15 protein-coding genes are annotated in these 14,511 nt (G+C 73.2%); 10 read left to right on the top strand and 5 right to left on the bottom strand.

Going from position 1 to position 14,511, the window contains the following annotated elements; all coding sequences use genetic code 11:
* Nucleotides 1-198 precede the first annotated feature (198 nt).
* Nucleotides 199-1,608 (top strand): cytochrome P450 family protein, encoded by a 1,410-nt coding sequence (locus tag L1885_RS11935; protein WP_235797044.1) that lies wholly within the window; start codon nt 199-201, stop codon nt 1,606-1,608.
* The gene (locus L1885_RS11930; RefSeq protein ID WP_235797043.1) at nt 1,494-2,783 is read left to right on the top strand and encodes a cytochrome P450 family protein; all 1,290 of its coding nucleotides are present in this window, start codon (nt 1,494-1,496) and stop codon (nt 2,781-2,783) included. Before L1885_RS11935 ends, L1885_RS11930 begins: the two co-directional genes overlap by 115 nt.
* Nucleotides 2,784-2,890: 107 nt before the next feature.
* On the opposite strand, the gene L1885_RS11925 is transcribed toward L1885_RS11930, so the two are convergent.
* The 3 genes from L1885_RS11925 to L1885_RS11915 all read right to left on the bottom strand — a co-directional run bounded on the left by L1885_RS11925 (nt 2,891) and on the right by L1885_RS11915 (nt 5,814).
* Entirely contained in the window at nt 2,891-3,877 is a 987-nt protein-coding gene (locus L1885_RS11925; RefSeq protein WP_235797042.1) for a sigma-70 family RNA polymerase sigma factor, read from the bottom strand.
* A gap of 138 nt (nt 3,878-4,015) precedes the next feature.
* Complete coding sequence (locus L1885_RS11920; RefSeq protein ID WP_235797041.1) at nt 4,016-5,275, bottom strand: MFS transporter; 1,260 nt, start codon at nt 5,273-5,275, stop codon at nt 4,016-4,018.
* A gap of 137 nt (nt 5,276-5,412) precedes the next feature.
* Complete coding sequence (locus L1885_RS11915) at nt 5,413-5,814, bottom strand: ATP-binding protein (RefSeq protein ID WP_308117310.1); 402 nt, start codon at nt 5,812-5,814, stop codon at nt 5,413-5,415.
* Nucleotides 5,815-5,943: 129 nt separating this feature from the next.
* Here L1885_RS11915 and L1885_RS11910 point away from each other — a divergent pair, with 129 nt between their 5' ends.
* Nucleotides 5,944-6,936: a LysR family transcriptional regulator gene (locus tag L1885_RS11910; RefSeq protein WP_235797039.1), complete on the top strand. Its 993-nt coding sequence runs from the start codon at nt 5,944-5,946 to the stop codon at nt 6,934-6,936.
* 36 nt (nt 6,937-6,972) lie between these two features.
* Here L1885_RS11910 and L1885_RS11905 read toward each other — a convergent pair whose 3' ends face one another.
* Nucleotides 6,973-7,392, bottom strand: a complete 420-nt coding sequence (locus L1885_RS11905) for an ATP-binding protein (RefSeq protein WP_235797038.1) — start codon at nt 7,390-7,392, stop codon at nt 6,973-6,975.
* A 259-nt stretch (nt 7,393-7,651) separates the two neighbouring features.
* Between L1885_RS11905 and L1885_RS11900 the strand changes: the two genes are divergently transcribed.
* A complete protein-coding gene (locus L1885_RS11900) occupies nt 7,652-8,500 on the top strand; it encodes a helix-turn-helix domain-containing protein (protein WP_235797037.1) in 849 nt (282 codons plus the stop codon).
* Between the two features lie 10 nt (nt 8,501-8,510).
* The gene (locus tag L1885_RS11895; protein WP_235797036.1) at nt 8,511-8,702 is read left to right on the top strand and encodes a hypothetical protein; all 192 of its coding nucleotides are present in this window, start codon (nt 8,511-8,513) and stop codon (nt 8,700-8,702) included.
* Between the two features lie 331 nt (nt 8,703-9,033).
* Here the strand turns inward: L1885_RS11895 and L1885_RS11890 are convergent, their stop codons facing one another.
* A complete protein-coding gene (locus L1885_RS11890; RefSeq protein ID WP_235797035.1) occupies nt 9,034-9,831 on the bottom strand; it encodes a SigE family RNA polymerase sigma factor in 798 nt (265 codons plus the stop codon).
* A gap of 349 nt (nt 9,832-10,180) precedes the next feature.
* Here L1885_RS11890 and afsQ1 point away from each other — a divergent pair, with 349 nt between their 5' ends.
* From afsQ1 to L1885_RS11865, 5 genes are all read left to right on the top strand, one after another.
* Nucleotides 10,181-10,858, top strand: a complete 678-nt coding sequence (gene afsQ1 / locus L1885_RS11885) for a two-component system response regulator AfsQ1 (protein WP_235797034.1) — start codon at nt 10,181-10,183, stop codon at nt 10,856-10,858.
* 145 nt (nt 10,859-11,003) lie between these two features.
* Nucleotides 11,004-12,542: an ATP-binding protein gene (locus tag L1885_RS11880; protein ID WP_372481925.1), complete on the top strand. Its 1,539-nt coding sequence runs from the start codon at nt 11,004-11,006 to the stop codon at nt 12,540-12,542.
* A gap of 65 nt (nt 12,543-12,607) precedes the next feature.
* A complete protein-coding gene (locus L1885_RS11875) occupies nt 12,608-13,252 on the top strand; it encodes a hypothetical protein (RefSeq protein ID WP_235797033.1) in 645 nt (214 codons plus the stop codon).
* A gap of 191 nt (nt 13,253-13,443) precedes the next feature.
* On the top strand, nt 13,444-14,091 hold the full coding sequence (locus L1885_RS29385) for a VanZ family protein (protein ID WP_372481924.1): 648 nt from the start codon (nt 13,444-13,446) through the stop codon (nt 14,089-14,091).
* A 101-nt stretch (nt 14,092-14,192) separates the two neighbouring features.
* Entirely contained in the window at nt 14,193-14,396 is a 204-nt protein-coding gene (locus L1885_RS11865; protein ID WP_235797045.1) for a PspC domain-containing protein, read from the top strand.
* Nucleotides 14,397-14,511: the final 115 nt, after the last annotated feature.

Below are 14,511 nucleotides of genomic sequence, written 5' to 3'. Positions count from 1 at the left end.
CGGCCGCCCGGCCCCTCCACCGGGAAGGGAGGCGCCGCCCGCGCCCCGCACCCGGCCCCGGACCGTGCGCGGGCCACCGCACGGTCGCGGACACCGCCTCGGCCCGCCCGCGCCTGACACACCGTCATATTCTGTTCGCAGGTGCGGCCCTCGCGCCTCGCGTACCGACTCAAGCCCCCCTCCACCGGAGCGCGCCCGATGCCGAACAGCCAGCCTGTCAGTCCCGAACTGCCGCCCGCCGTATGCCCGTTCTCCCAGCAGGCGGCCCAGGGCGAACTGGGTGACATCCCGTCGATCCACGGGCCGGAGTTCGCGGCCGACCCGCGCGCCACGTACGAGAAGCTGCGCGAACGCGGCCCCATCGTGCCCGTCGAGATCGACAAGGGCATGTACGGCTACATCACCACCACGTACCGCGCCGCCCTGCACCTGCTGCGCCACACGCCGGACCTGTTCGCCAAGGACCCGCACCACTGGGTGGCGCTGTCCTCCGGGCAGGTGCCCGAGGACACCCCGGCCGTGTCGATGATGCAGCCGCGCGACAACGCCCTGTGGCTGGACGGCATGCCCCACACCCGGCTGCGCGGATCCATCACCGACACCGTCGAACTGGTCGACAGCCACGCCCTGGAGGGAGCCGTGGTGCGGATCGCCGACACGCTGATCGACGCGGTCGCCGACCAGGAGGAGTTCGATCTCGTCTCGGCCTTCTCGGATCCGCTGCCGCTCCAGGTCATCATCGAGATGTTCGGCTGCCCGCCCGTCCTCGGGACCCGGATGATCACGGCCATCGGCAAGCTCTTCGACGCGGGCGCCGACGCGGCCGCGGCGAACGCCGAGATCGTCGCCTGCTGCCTCGAACTGATCGAGCTGCGCCGCGCGCGGCCCAGCGGCGACGCCACGTCCTGGCTGCTCGCCCACCCGGCCCGGCTGACCGACGCGGAGATGGTCCAGCAGATCCTGCTCGTGGCGGGCGCCGGCTCCACCCCGAGTTCCAACCTGATCGCGAACGCGCTGCTGCTGATGATCGACGATCCGGCGTTCAGCGGCAGCGTCTACGAGGGCGTGCACTCGGTGGCCGAGGCCATGGACCAGGTCCTGTGGGAGGACCCGCCGATCGCCAACTTCTCGCCGCTGTACGCGCGCATGCCCGAGACGTACGAGGGCGTCCGCCTCGAACCCGGCGTCCCGATCCTGGTCAGTTTCGCCGCGGCCAACAGCGACCCGGCCCTCGCCCGCTTCCGCCGGGCCGGCAACCGCGCGCACCTCGCCTTCAGCGCCGGGGTCCACGCCTGCCCCGCCGTCGACCTCGCGCGGGTGATCACGGAGACCGCCGTCGAGCGCATCCTCGACCGGCTCCCCGACCTGAGCCTCGCCGTCGACCGGGCGGACCTCGTCCGCAGGCCCGGCACCTTCCACTCCGGGTGGACCGCGCTGCCCGTGGTCAACCCGCCCTCCGACCCGTCCGCACCACCACACCCAGGAGCGACGACATGGACACCCAGCCGGCCACCGCATCGGGCTGCCCCTTCCGCATCGATCCCGCAGCCCACGACATTCATGCCGAAAGCGCCCGGATCCGAGCAGCAGGACCAGCCGTCCAGGTAGAGCTGCCGGGCGGCGTCGTCGCCTGGTCCGTGGTGGACGCCGCACTCGCCAAGCGGCTCCTGACCGACCCGCGGATATCCAAGGACGCCCACCGGCACTGGCCCGCGTACGTGCGCGGCGAGATAGCCGAGGACTGGCCGCTGCGCATCTGGGTCGACGTGCGCAACGCCCTGACCGCGTACGGGTCCGAGCACACCCGGCTGCGCAAGCTCATAGGCGCGGCCTTCACCGCCCGCCGCGTCCGGGCGCTGCAGCCGGCGATCGAACGGATCGTCGGCGAACTGATCGACGAGCTGGACGTCCCGCACGAGGGCCCCGTCGACCTGCGTGCCCGGTTCGCCTGGCTGCTGCCGCTGCGCGTGCTGAACACCCTCCTGGGCGTGCCGGAGGAGATGCACGAGGCCTTCCGCACGAGCGTGGGCAACCTGTTCGCCACGGACCTCTCGCCCGAGGAGGCGGCGGCCAACGCCGTCGCCGTCTACCAGAACCTGACGCTGCTGGTGGAGGCCAAGCGGGAGAACCCGGGCGACGACGTCACCAGCGAGCTGATCCGGGCCCGCGACGACGACACCGGCACCGTCCTCGACCAGCAGGAGCTGCTGGACAGCCTCGTCCTGCTGATCGGAGCGGGCCACGAGACGACGGTCAACCTCTTCGACCACGCCATCGCCGGGCTGCTCGCCCACCCCGGCCAGCTCGACCTGCTCAAGGACGGCGAGGTGCCGTGGCCGGACGCCGTGGAGGAGGTCGTCCGCCACGAGGCGCCCATCGCCAGCATCCTCATGCGCTTCGCCGTCGAGGACGTCGAGGACGAGGAGAGCGGCATCACCTTCCGGCAGGGCGAACCCATCGTCGTCAACTACGGCGGGATCAACCGCGATCCGGCCGTGCACGGCGAGCACCCCGAGGCGTTCGACATCACCCGGGAGACCCGCAGGGACCACCTGGCCTTCGGCTACGGCACGCACTTCTGCCTCGGCGCCGAACTGGCGCGGCTGGAGGGCCGGATCGCGCTGCCCGCACTCTTCGGCCGCTTCCCCGACATGGAACTCGCCGTGCCGCCCGCGGCGCTGGAGCCGCAGGAGTCCTTCATCTCCAACGGCCACCGCTCGCTGCCCGTGCACCTGAACCGCGCCGCCGTCCCCGCGCGGGCACAGGCACCGGTCCCGGCCTGACGGCCGACCGAGCCGGAGGACCCCGCCTGTCCGGCCGCCCCCACCGAGGGAGCGGCCGGACAGGCGGGGCCCGGCCGCCGTCCCCGGGCCCCGCACGGACGCCCCCGTCAGGCGTCCGCGGGCAGCCGCATCGGCATGTCGAACAGCGGGAACCAGCGGGGCGTGTCGAGGAACGAGCTGATCCCGGTGATCTTCCCGTCCTCGATCTCCATGACCATCAGCGCCCACGGTGTGAACCCGTCGCCGTCCTCGGCCGGGTGGTAGTGCGCGAACGCGGGCATGCCGTTCGCCACGACGGGCAGCAGGCGCGAGCCCCTGCAGACCGAGCCCACGCCCTCCATCCAACCCACGATGTTCTCGTGGCCCCGGAGCCACAGGTCGTAAGGGGGCATGGACAGCGTCGCGTCCTCGTGGAGCAGCGCCGTCAGCGCCTTCATGTCGTAGCCCTCGAAGGCCGCCACGTAGCGGTCGAGCAGCGAGCGCTGCTCCTCGTCCAGCTCGTCCGCCACGTCCGTCTCGGCGGGAGCGGCGTCCGCGAGCGTCGCCCGGGCGCGCTGGAGCGCGCTGTTGACCGACGCGACGCTCGTCTCCAGCAGCTCGGCGACCTCGCTCGCCCGCCAGGCGAGGACCTCGCGCAGGATCAGCACCGCGCGCTGCTTCGGCGGCAGGTGCTGGAGGGCCGCCATGAACGCGAGGCGGACCGTGTCGCGCTCGACGGCGGCCTGCGCCGGGTCGGCCACCGAGGGCAGCACCCGGCCGTCGGGCGCGGGCTCCAGCCACGTGACCTCCGGGCGGGCGGTGAGCTGCGCCTTGGCGACCGGTGTCGGCTCCGTGAGATCCATGGGCCGGGCCCGGCGGTTGCCCGCGCTCAGCATGTCCAGGCACACGTTCGTCGCGATGCGGTACAGCCAGGACCGCAGCGAGGAGCGGCCCTCGAACTTGTCCATGCCGCGCCAGGCCCGCACCATCGTGTCCTGCACCGCGTCCTCGGCCTCGAACAGCGAGCCGAGCATCCGGTAGCAGTAGCCGGTCAGCTCCTTGCGGTGCTGCTCCAGCCGGGAATCGAGATCCTGCGTCGTCGCCGTCTCAGACATCGGTCACCCCAGTCGCCCCCACGGCGCCCGTTCGGGAGCCCGTACTTCGGAAGCTACCGCAGCCCACCGACAGCCGCTTCCCGCACGCCGGAATCCACCGTTCGAGGCGGGCGGCGGACCGAGTGCCGACGCCGGCCCTCAGGCCGAGGGCGCCCGGCCCGGCACGTGGGAACGGGCCGCCGAGCGCCGCGCCTCGAGCGTGCCGTACAGCGTCAGTCCGGCCACGCCGGCCATCGCGGCCAGACCCATGGCGACGGTCGCCGCCCAGCCGTGCGCGTGGAAGGCCGCCGCGCCGATCGCGCCGCCGGCGCTGCTGCCGAGGTAGTACGCGGCCTGGTAGAGCGCCGAGGCCTGCGCGCGGGCCTGCGTCGCCGTCCGGCTCACCGACGAGGACGCGACCGCGTGCCCGGTGAAGAACCCGGCCGTGATCAGCACCAGCCCCGCCACCACCGCGGCGAGCGAGTCCATCAGGGTCACCAGCAGCCCGGCGGACGTCGTGCACAGCGCCGTGTACAGCGCCCCGCGCCGGCCGAGGCGCGCGACGACCCGTCCTGAGAGCGCGGAGGAGAACGTCCCCACGAGGTAGACCACGAAGATCGAGCCGACGACGCCCTGCGGCAGGCTGAACGGCGCGCCCGTCAGCCGGTAGCCGATCACCGTGTAGACCCCGCCGAACACCACCATGAACAGCGCGCCGATCGCGTACAGGCGCAGCAGCAGCGGGTTCGAGAGGTGGCCGCCGACGGTCCTGCCGAAGCCGGCGAGGGACAGCGGCCGGGGGGTGAAGTTGCGCGCCTTCGGCACCATGAGCCGGAAGACCACCGCGCACGCCACGGCCACGAGCCCGACCGCCGCGAGGGCCGCGCGCCAGCCCCACGCCTGCGAGATCCAGCCGGTGAAGATCCGCCCGCTCATGCCGCCGATGCTGTTGCCCGCGACGAACAGCCCGATAGCCGAGACCAGCGCGCGCCCCTCCACCTCCTCGGCGAGGAAGGCCATCGCCGACGCGGGCAGTCCGGCGAGCGCGGCGCCCTGCACGGCCCGCAGCACGATCAGCAGCGCCAGGTTCGGCGCGAACGGCACCGCGAGTCCGACGGCGACCGCGACGACCAGCGACGCCGTCATCATGGAGCGCCTGCCGAAACGCTCCGACAGGGCGCTCAGCGGCACGACGGCCACGGCCAGCGCACCGGTCGCCGCCGCGACCGTCCAGCTGGCGTCGCCGGGGGAGACGTGCAGTCCGCCGGAGACGGCGGGAAGCAGGGCCTGGGTCGAGTACAGGAGGGCGAAGGTCGCGAGCCCGGCGACGAACAGCGCGAGGCTCAGCCGCCGGTAACCGGGACGGCCGGGAGACAGGAGTGCGGGCGTCGCGGGCGCCACCGTACTGACAGAGGCCATGCGACGAACGTAGGAGCGTGCCGTTGATGCGTCCAATGCATCAGTCGCGTGTAATCGTTCCTGTGACGCATGAAGCGAGGTCCGGAGCGCGGAGGCCGCCGAGAAGTGACGAGAACCGCAGGGCCGCGGCCCCGCCGCTATCTGGTCCGGGCGACGGTGAGCCCCGCGACGACGGACGTGCCGCGTCCGGGGCGGGCGCGCACGGTCCAGGCGGAGGCGATGTGGTCGACGAGCGCCAGCCCCCGGCCGCTCTCGGAGTCGGCGTCGTGCTTCGCGAGTGCGGGTGTCTTCGCGCCGGTGCCGGGATCGGACACGGCCAGCCAGTAGTGGCCCTCCGCGGGCCACAGGATCAGCTCCACGAACTGCTTGTTCCGGCCGCTGACGCCGTGGCGCAGCGCGTTGGTGACCAGTTCGGAGGTGAGGAGGCTGAGGTCGGAGCCGAGGACGGTGCGCAGTTCGTTCGGCAGGGCCTCGGTCACGGCGTGCCGGGCACGCGGCACGGAAGCGGCTCGCGGGGCGAAGCGCCAGTAGGTGGGCACACAAGGAATGTCGGGCATTGGTGAGTCCTGTGCCGAGAAGTGAGACCGGTTGAACCGGTTGAGCCACTGACAAAAGGTACGAAACGATATTCGGTGTGTCCAATGCATGGACGGGGGACAATCGTTCCCATGCAGCATGAGCACAGGCCGGCGGCGCGTACCGGGCCCGGAAGCCTTGCGGACAGTTTTCCCGGGCACTCCGGCCGGCCCGGCGACGGGCTGGACTGGCCCGCCGTCCTCGCCCCCCGCCTCGCGCACTTCGCCCAGGTCGCGCGCCACGAGCACGTCACCCGGGCCGCGCAGGAGACGGGCGTCCCGCAGTCCACCCTCTCGCGCGCCATCGTGCGCCTGGAGCAGGACCTCGGGGTCGCCCTGTTCGACCGCAGGGGCCGTACCGTCTCCCTCACGCTCGCGGGCCGCTCCTTCCTCGCCGCCGTCGAGTCGGCCCTCGCCGACATCGAACGCGCGGCCGAGTCCGTGCGGACCGACGCCGATCCGGCCTCCGGCAAGGTGGCCTTCGGCTTCCTGCACACCATGGGCTCCGAGACCGTCCCGGGACTGCTGCGCGAGTTCCGGGCCGACCACCCGCGCGTCAGGTTCCAGCTGGTGCAGACGTACGGCGAGGCGATGCTGGAGCGGCTGCGCGCCGGCACGCTCGACCTCTGCCTCACCTCGCCCGTCCCCGACGAGCCCGGCCTCGTGGCCCGCCGGTTGGACGAGCAGCGGCTGCGCCTCGTCGTCCCGGAGGACCACCGGCTCGCCCGCCGGCGCCGCGTACGGCTCGCGGAGGCCGCCGAGGAGGCCTTCGTGACCCTGGAGCCCGGGTTCGGGCTGCGCCGCATCACCGACGACCTGTGCGCGCAGGCGGGCTTCCGCCCGCGCGTGGCCTTCGAGGGCGAGGAGGCCGAGACGCTGCGCGGCCTGGTCGCCGCGGGCCTCGGCGTGGCGCTGCTGCCGCCGCCCGCCTTCGCGCGCCCCGGCGTCGCGGAACTGGCGGTCACCACGCCGCGCGCGGTCCGCGAGATCGGTGTGGCCTGGCTGGAGGGCCGCCGCGACACGCCCCCGGTCGCCGCGTTCAAGAACTTCCTGCTGGCGCGCAGGGGCAACCTGGTCGGCGACTGACGCCGCTTGTGGGGGGCGTACGGGCGGGGGCGGGAGTCACGAGCCCCCGTGCAGCGCCAGGCCCGCGACGACGGACGTGCCGCACACGGGCCGGGGGCGCACGGTCCACGCGGCGGCGAGACGGTCGACGAGCAGCAGCCCCCGTCCGCCCTCGCAGTCGGCGCCCGGGCGGCGGATCGTCGGAGTGGCAGCGCCGGTGCCGGGATCGCACACCGCGAGCCAGTAGTGGCCCTCCGCGGGCCACAGGACCACTTCGACGCACTCGTCCTCCCCTCGGCCGGCCCCGTGGCGGACGGCGTTGGTGACCAACTCGGAGGTCAGCAGTGCCAGATCGCCTCCGAGGCGGGGCCGTACGTCCTCCGGCAGCGCACGGGTGACGGTGTGCCGTGCCCGCGGTACCGAGGCGGGCTGGGCGGGGAACCTCCAGTGGAGGGGGACGGGCGGGATCTCGGGCATGGCGAACTCCGGTGCGGTGTCGATGGGTTCGAGTCGGCCGGTGGCATGCCGCCCTGGTCGCGGGCGCACCCGTCCCAGGGCGGACGGGCATGCTCGCGCGGTGCGTTTCCGGCGCTACCTTGTGTAGCTTCCTCGTGACAACAAGCTAGCGCTCGGTGGTGCAAATGTCTTCTCGTAGATTGCAATTACCCCCTAGAGGGTGGATGCGGTGAGGACGGCGAGGCACACTGGTCGCGGACAAATGAAGGGGACCGACCGCATGTCGACGCGACGCACGCCGACCGAGCGTCAGAGACGGCTCGGTGCTGAACTGCGAAAGCTCAGAGTGGCAGCGGGCCTCTCCACCGATGTCGCGGCACGTCTGCTGGACATGGACCGCACGCGACTCGCGAACATGGAGTCCGGAATCCGCACCATCAACGCGGAACGTGTCAGGAAATTGGCCAGCAACTACCTGCAAGGTGAGGACGCATACGTCGAGGCCCTTGTGGAGATGGCAGGTGCGGATGCCGGGTGGTGGGAGCGTTATCGCGGAAGCCTGCCACAGGGCATGCTCGACATCGCCGAGATGGAAGCGCGATCGCTGCGGATGCGAGCGGCCAACACCGTCCACATTCCAGGCCTGTTGCAGACCACGGAACACGCAACGGCAGTCTTCCGTGTCGTTGTGCCGAAGCTTCCCGAGCACGAGGTGGCGCTCAGGCTTGCGCATCGCGCCGAACGGCAGCAGGTTCTCACCGACGACGGCGGTGTGCCGTACGTGGCCGTCATCCACGAGGCGGCACTGCGGATGCAGTTCGGAGGGCGCAACGTCGCCCGGGCGCAACTCGAACACGTTCTTGCCATGTCGGAGCTGAGCAACGTGACGGTGCTCGCCCTGCCGTTCGAGCGAGGTGCCTTTCCCGGGGCCGGGCAGAACGCGGTCTACGCGGTGGGAGCCGTGCCGCAGCTCGACACCGTGCAGGTGGACAGCCTGCACGGCCCCGCCTTCCTGCATGCGGACGGCCAGCTTGCGAAATACCGGGCACAACTCGACTGGTTGGACGAACTGGTTCTTTGCCCGAAGCAGTCCCAAGACTTCATCCACCAGATCGCAAGCCAACTATGAGGAGCTGATCATGCCCGAGATCACATGGGAGACCCCGTTCTGCGGCGAGGGCAACTCCTGCTTCCGCATCGGCACCGACGACAGGGGCCGCGCCTACATAGCCGTGAACGGCGAGGAGGACCGCTTCGTCAGCGACTCCGTCGACGCGTTGCGAACCATGATCGCCGACATCAAGGCCGGCAAGGCGGACCACCTGCTGTAGGCCGCGACGGCCCCCGTCATCCGGGCCGTCGGGCGACGGGCCGTCGCGTGCGCCCGCACACGAACGCTCGCACACGAACGCCTGCACACGAACGCCCGCACACGTACGAACGCCGGAGCCGGACAGGACCCCCCGGCCCGTCCGGCTCCGTGTTCTCGTCCCCTCGGAGCCCCCCGGCTCCTCGGGCACACCCCCCGTACCCCCCCTTGTCCCCCCGTCCCCCGTTCCCCCGACGGCCCGGCATCCTCCCCGGCCCGTTCTCCTGCCGTCGCGGTCCCGCCCCCCAGCGGTGCCGCGCCCCCCGTTCCCCCCGGCCTCCGGTCGGCGCCGGTCAGGCGACCAGCTCGCCGAAGGACTCCTCCTGGTCCCGGCCGAAGCTCAGGACCTCGTCGTCGCGCAGCCGGCGCAGGGAGCGCCAGATGCTCGACTTCACCGTGCCGACACTGATGTTCAGGATGTCGGCGATCTCGGGGTCGGTGCGGCCCTCGTAGTACCGGAGCACCAGCATCGTGCGCTGGGTCTCGGGCAGCCGGGCCAGTGCCTGCCAGAGCACCGCGCGCAGTTCCGTGCCGCTCATCGCGTCCGTACCCGCCGCCGTCTCCGGCAGCTCCTCTGTCGGGTACTCGTTGAGCTTGCGTCGCCGCCACGCGCTGATGTGCAGGTTGGTCATCGTCCGGCGCAGGTAGCCGCCGACGGCGGCCTTGTCGCTGATGCGGTCCCACGCCCGGTAGGTCGAGAACAGCGCGCTCTGGAGCAGGTCCTCGGCCTCGTAGCGGTCGCCCGTCAGGTGGTAGGCGGCGGCGTAGAGGGAGGCGCGGCGCTCCTGGACGTAGGCGGTGAAGGCCGCCGCGTTGTCCTCGTCCGCTCCCGGCGCCGCGGGCGCCGCGTGCTCCGCGGCCGTCCCGAACGCGGTCGTGGCCGCCGCGGCCCCCGTGCCCCCCGTGCGCACGGGGACGTCGCCGTTGCCCTTGGCCGCCTCGACCACCGTCATGTACGCCGGCCTGTGCTGGCGCGCCGCGCCGCGGACGACGCACCCCCGCGCGCTCACCGTGCCGGACTTCTCCCCGGCCCCCAGGTCGTGCAGACGCGTGACTACTGCGACCGCAGTCGTCTCGTGCAGTGCGTTCATCCCGCGCCCCCCTCGGTCGGAGCCTCGTCTTCCTTACGCCGACCAGCTTTCCGAACCCACTTCATCGCGCTGTCCCCCGACTGTCACAGAGCTGTCACAGGGGGGGGCACGGGGGGCGGGGGAGGCGGACGGGGCCGTGTCGGCCGGAGTCGGCCGGAGAGGGACCGGGCCCCGGCGGCTTCCCCGCGCCCGGCGCCCCGCCCTCGGCCCCGCGGACGGCCCCGGCGCCCCGCCGCTCTGGCGCGGGACGTGGCGGAACCGTGTCGAACCGGCCGAGATGCGGGCGGCGGGGGAGGTGGAGCGGCCGGACGGTCGAACTCCGGCCGCCGCATGGTTCAGAATGGCCCACGTGCCTTTCCTGTTGCTGATCGAGGACGACGACGCCATCCGCACGGCTCTCGAACTCTCGCTGTCACGCCAGGGCCACCGGGTGGCCACCGCGGCGACGGGAGAGGACGGCCTGAAACTGCTCAAGGAGCAGCGGCCCGATCTGATCGTGCTCGACGTGATGCTGCCCGGCATCGACGGGTTCGAGGTGTGCCGCCGCATCCGCCGCACCGATCAACTGCCGATCATCCTGCTGACGGCACGCAGCGACGACATCGACGTGGTGGTGGGCCTGGAGTCCGGCGCCGACGACTACGTCGTCAAGCCCGTGCAGGGCCGGGTCCTCGACGCCCGCATCCGCGCCGTGCTGCGCCGGGGCGAGCGGGAGTCCACCGACTCCGCGACGTTCGGCAGCCTGGTCATCGACCGGTCGGCCATGACCGTCACCAAGAACGGCGAGGACCTCCAGCTCACGCCGACCGAGCTGCGGCTCCTGCTCGAACTGAGCCGCCGCCCCGGACAGGCGCTGTCCCGGCAGCAACTGCTGCGGCTCGTGTGGGAGCACGACTACCTCGGCGACTCGCGCCTGGTCGACGCGTGCGTGCAGCGGCTGCGCGCCAAGGTCGAGGACGTGCCGGGCTCGCCCACCCTGATCCGCACCGTGCGCGGTGTGGGATACCGGCTGGACGCTCCTGCGTGACCCGGGAACCGCGCAGGTGAACGACGACGACGCCCGCGAGGGCGCACAGCAGGCGGTGCGACCGCCCGCCACGCCCCGGTCCGGCCGTGCCCGCCGCCCCGGGCGCGGCCCCGGCCACCTCGGCCTGCGCTGGGGCAGCCTGCGGCTGCGCCTCGCGCTGGTCTTCGGCGCGGTCGCGCTGACCGCGGCGGTCTCCGCCTCCGGCATCGCGTACTGGATCAACCGCGAGGCGGTGCTCACCCGCACGCAGGACGCGACGCTCAACGACTTCCGCCAGCAGATGCAGAACCGCGCGGCGGACCTCCCGGCGCGGCCGAGCGCCGGCGACCTGCGCACCACCGCCCGGCAGATGGCCGGGGACGGCAACTCCTACGACGTGCTCCTCATAGCCACCGGCACGGACGGCAGGGCGATCAGCGGGGCGTCCGACGCGGACACGTTCACGCTGGCCGAGGTGCCGGACTCGCTGCGCGCCGCGGTGGGGGAGAAGCAGAAGGTCACGTCCGCGAACAAGTACGCGTACCACCTGTTCTGGCAGCGGGTGGACCACGGCGGCACGCCCTACCTGATCGGCGGCGCGCACGTCGACGGCGGCGGCCTGACCGGCTACATGTTCAAGTCGCTCGCCCAGGAGAGCGCCGACCTCGACTCGCTCGCCTGGTCGCTCGGCATCGCCGCCGCCCTGGCCCTGGTCGGGGCCGCCCTGATAGCGCAGGCCGCGGCCCGTACGGTCCTCAAGCCGGTGCAGCGCCTCGGGGAGGCGGCGCGCCAGCTCGGAGAGGGCAAGTTCGAGACGCGGCTGCGCGTCACGGGCACCGACGAACTCGCGGACCTCTCCCGCACGTTCAACGCCGCGGCGGCCTCCCTCCAGAAGAAGGTCGAGGACATGAGCGCGCGGGAGGAGTCGAGCCGCCGCTTCGTCGCCGACATGTCGCACGAACTGCGCACGCCGCTCACCGCGCTGACCGCCGTGACCGAGGTGCTGGAGGAAGAGGTCGACAACCTCGACCCGATGATCGCCCCGGCGGTGACGCTCGTCGTCAGCGAGACCCGCCGCCTCGGCGACCTGGTCGAGAACCTGATGGAGGTGACCCGCTTCGACGCGGGCACCGCCCGGCTCGTACTCGACTCGGTGGACGTCGCCGACCAGGTCACCGCGTGCCTCGACGCGCGGGCCTGGCTGGACGCGGTGGAACTCGACGCGGAACGCGGCATCATCGCGCGCCTCGACCCGCGCCGGCTCGACGTGATCCTCGCGAACCTCATCGGCAACGCGCTCAAGCACGGCGGCGCCGGCGTACGGGTCTCGGTGCGCACCGAGACGGCGGCCTCCGGCCGAGAGGAACTCGTCATCGCCGTGCGCGACCACGGGCCCGGCATCCCCGAGGACGTCCTGCCGCACGTCTTCGACCGGTTCTACAAGGCGTCCGCGTCCCGGCCGCGCTCCGACGGCAGCGGGCTCGGCCTGTCCATCGCCATGGAGAACGCGCACATTCACCAGGGCACCATCACCGCGTCGAACGTGCCGGACGGCGACGGCGCCATGTTCGTCCTGCGGCTGCCGCGCGGCGGCCCGGGGCCCGACGACGGCGAGGACGCGGGCCCCGGCGGCGGTGACGGCGCGGGCGACGCGGCCGGCGGGACGGGGCGCGGCCCCGGCGCGGACGAGGGCGGGGCCCGGTGAACGGCGTACGGGACACCGGAGCGGGACGGGCCGGGGAGCGCGACGGGGAAGGCGGAAGACGGCACATGCGCGGCACGGGACGGCGGGCCGGGCTCGCCGCGGTGGCCGCGCTCGGTGCGGTGCTGCTGTCGGCGTGCGGCGTGCGGACGACGTCCGTGCCCGTCGACGCGGGAGCGGCCCCCTCCAGGATGCCCTGCGAGGTCCAGGGCAAGGACGTGATCACCCGGTCCGCGCCGGAGAGCGTGCCGGTGCGGATCTATCTGGTGTGCGCCTCGGAGCTGGCCGCCGTGCAGCGGGCGGTGCCGCTGGCCGAACGGCCCGGCGTCGCGCGCGTCCCCTTCGCGCAGGCCCTGCTCGACGAGTTGCAGGCGGACCCGTCGTCGCAGGAGCACGAGGCCGGCTTCACCACGTACGTGCGCTCCCCGCTGCTCGTCACCGGGGCCCGGCCGGACGACCCGGCCGGCACGCTGCGGCTGTCCACCCAGCCCGAGGACCTGCCGGGGACCGCGCTCGCGCAGATCGTGTGCACGCTCGTCGAGAACGACGCGGGCGGCGGCTCGGTCCTGCGGGACGGCAGCGGCCGCGTCGTCCTGGGCGGGCCCGGCGCGTACCGGCCCCATGCCTACGGCTGCGACCGCCGCGTCAAGGCGGATCCGGACGCCCCCGTGCCCACCGCCGAGCCGTCGAGCGCGGGCCCGAGCCCGTCATGACGCGCGCACCCAGGGCGCACGCCGCCGCGCCCCGGCCGCCGCGGCGCGCCGGGGATCGCAGGGCCGGGCGAGTGACGCTGCTCTCACGGGGAACCGGGCGCGCACGCCCGGGCGTCTAGGGGATCGTGCGTCACGGTACGGGCGGCAGTGCCGCCATCCGCCTGAGAACGGCGGGAGCCCTCCTCCTCCTCATGCATCTGCTGATCGTGGGGTGGCTGACGCTGAGACCTGTCGACGCCCCCTGGGTGACCGCCGTCAATCTGCGGCCGTTCGCCGGCATCAGGGCCGACTTCGCGGTGGGCACGGCCCACGGCGTGCGGAGCCTCGCCGAGGGCCTGGCGCTGCTCGCGCCGCTCGGGGTGCTCCTGCCCGTCGTCAGCGGCAGACTCTGGGTGTCCGTGTGGGCCTCGCTGAGCCGCACGACCGGGGCGGCCGTGCTCATCTCGCTGGCCATCGAGCTGCTCCAGACCGGCGTGCCCGGCCGGGTGCCGGACGTCGACTCGCTGATCCTCCACACGCTGGGCGTGGCCGCCGCGCACGTCGTGGTGGTGCCGTACGGCCGGGCGCGGCTGCGCCGCGGCCTGCGCGCCTCCGCCGCGGCGCGGGCGGCGGCGGCCGCGCCCGGGGGCCCGGAGGGGGCTCACGGCCCTCGGGACGGCAGCGGCGCGGCATCCGGCGGGCGGGGCGGCCCGCGGGGCGGTCGTACCGGGCGCGTCAACGGATATGCGTACGGCGTCGTCGATCCGAGGGCCGACGTGTACGACCCCGACGCAGTCCCTGAGGGTGACGGCCCCGAAGGGGTCACCCCGACGATTCCCAGGGTCGGGCTCGCTCCGTAGGGCGACGCGGCGAAACGGGGTACCCGGGCAGCATGGGACTCATCGGGAGCCGCACAAATCGAAGGCTCGGCTCCCCGGACGCTCTCGTGAAGGAGCCCACCATGGCCGGTGCACTGGTCCGCCCCCGCGACGGACGGATGATCGGCGGAGTGTGCGCAGCGCTGGCACGGCGCTTCGGCACGTCCGCGACGACGATGCGCGTGATCTTCCTGGTCTCGTGCCTGCTGCCGGGGCCGCAGTTCCTGATCTACCTCGCGCTGTGGGTGCTGCTGCCGGGCGAGAAGCCGGCCCGGGCCGCCTGGTAGGGGCGCGGGGGGCCGGCGCGTTCGCGCGCCGGAGGGGACAGCGGCAGGGGCGCCTCCCGGGAGACCGGGGGGCGCCCCTTCGCGCTGCCCGGCGGGCGTGCCGCGGGCAGCGGGG

It is taken from the genome of Streptomyces fuscigenes (genome assembly GCF_021556455.1).
Classification (GTDB): Bacteria; Actinomycetota; Actinomycetes; order Streptomycetales; family Streptomycetaceae; genus Streptomyces; species Streptomyces fuscigenes.
Note: the sequence above shows the minus strand (reverse complement) of the source record. Positions and strands in the feature narration are given on the sequence as shown.

Coding starts and splice junctions, on each gene's coding strand:
- L1885_RS11930 (WP_235797043.1), top strand. CDS start 1,494: ATGGACACCCAGCCGGCCACCGCATCGGGCTGCCCCTTCCGCATCGAT.
- L1885_RS11935 (WP_235797044.1), top strand. CDS start 199: ATGCCGAACAGCCAGCCTGTCAGTCCCGAACTGCCGCCCGCCGTATGC.
- L1885_RS11875 (WP_235797033.1), top strand. CDS start 12,608: ATGCGCGGCACGGGACGGCGGGCCGGGCTCGCCGCGGTGGCCGCGCTC.
- L1885_RS11905 (WP_235797038.1), bottom strand. CDS start 7,392: ATGCCCGAGATCCCGCCCGTCCCCCTCCACTGGAGGTTCCCCGCCCAG.
- L1885_RS11925 (WP_235797042.1), bottom strand. CDS start 3,877: ATGTCTGAGACGGCGACGACGCAGGATCTCGATTCCCGGCTGGAGCAG.
- L1885_RS11890 (WP_235797035.1), bottom strand. CDS start 9,831: ATGAACGCACTGCACGAGACGACTGCGGTCGCAGTAGTCACGCGTCTG.
- L1885_RS11910 (WP_235797039.1), top strand. CDS start 5,944: ATGCAGCATGAGCACAGGCCGGCGGCGCGTACCGGGCCCGGAAGCCTT.
- L1885_RS11865 (WP_235797045.1), top strand. CDS start 14,193: ATGGCCGGTGCACTGGTCCGCCCCCGCGACGGACGGATGATCGGCGGA.
- L1885_RS11920 (WP_235797041.1), bottom strand. CDS start 5,275: ATGGCCTCTGTCAGTACGGTGGCGCCCGCGACGCCCGCACTCCTGTCT.
- L1885_RS11900 (WP_235797037.1), top strand. CDS start 7,652: ATGTCGACGCGACGCACGCCGACCGAGCGTCAGAGACGGCTCGGTGCT.
- L1885_RS29385 (WP_372481924.1), top strand. CDS start 13,444: ATGCATCTGCTGATCGTGGGGTGGCTGACGCTGAGACCTGTCGACGCC.
- L1885_RS11895 (WP_235797036.1), top strand. CDS start 8,511: ATGCCCGAGATCACATGGGAGACCCCGTTCTGCGGCGAGGGCAACTCC.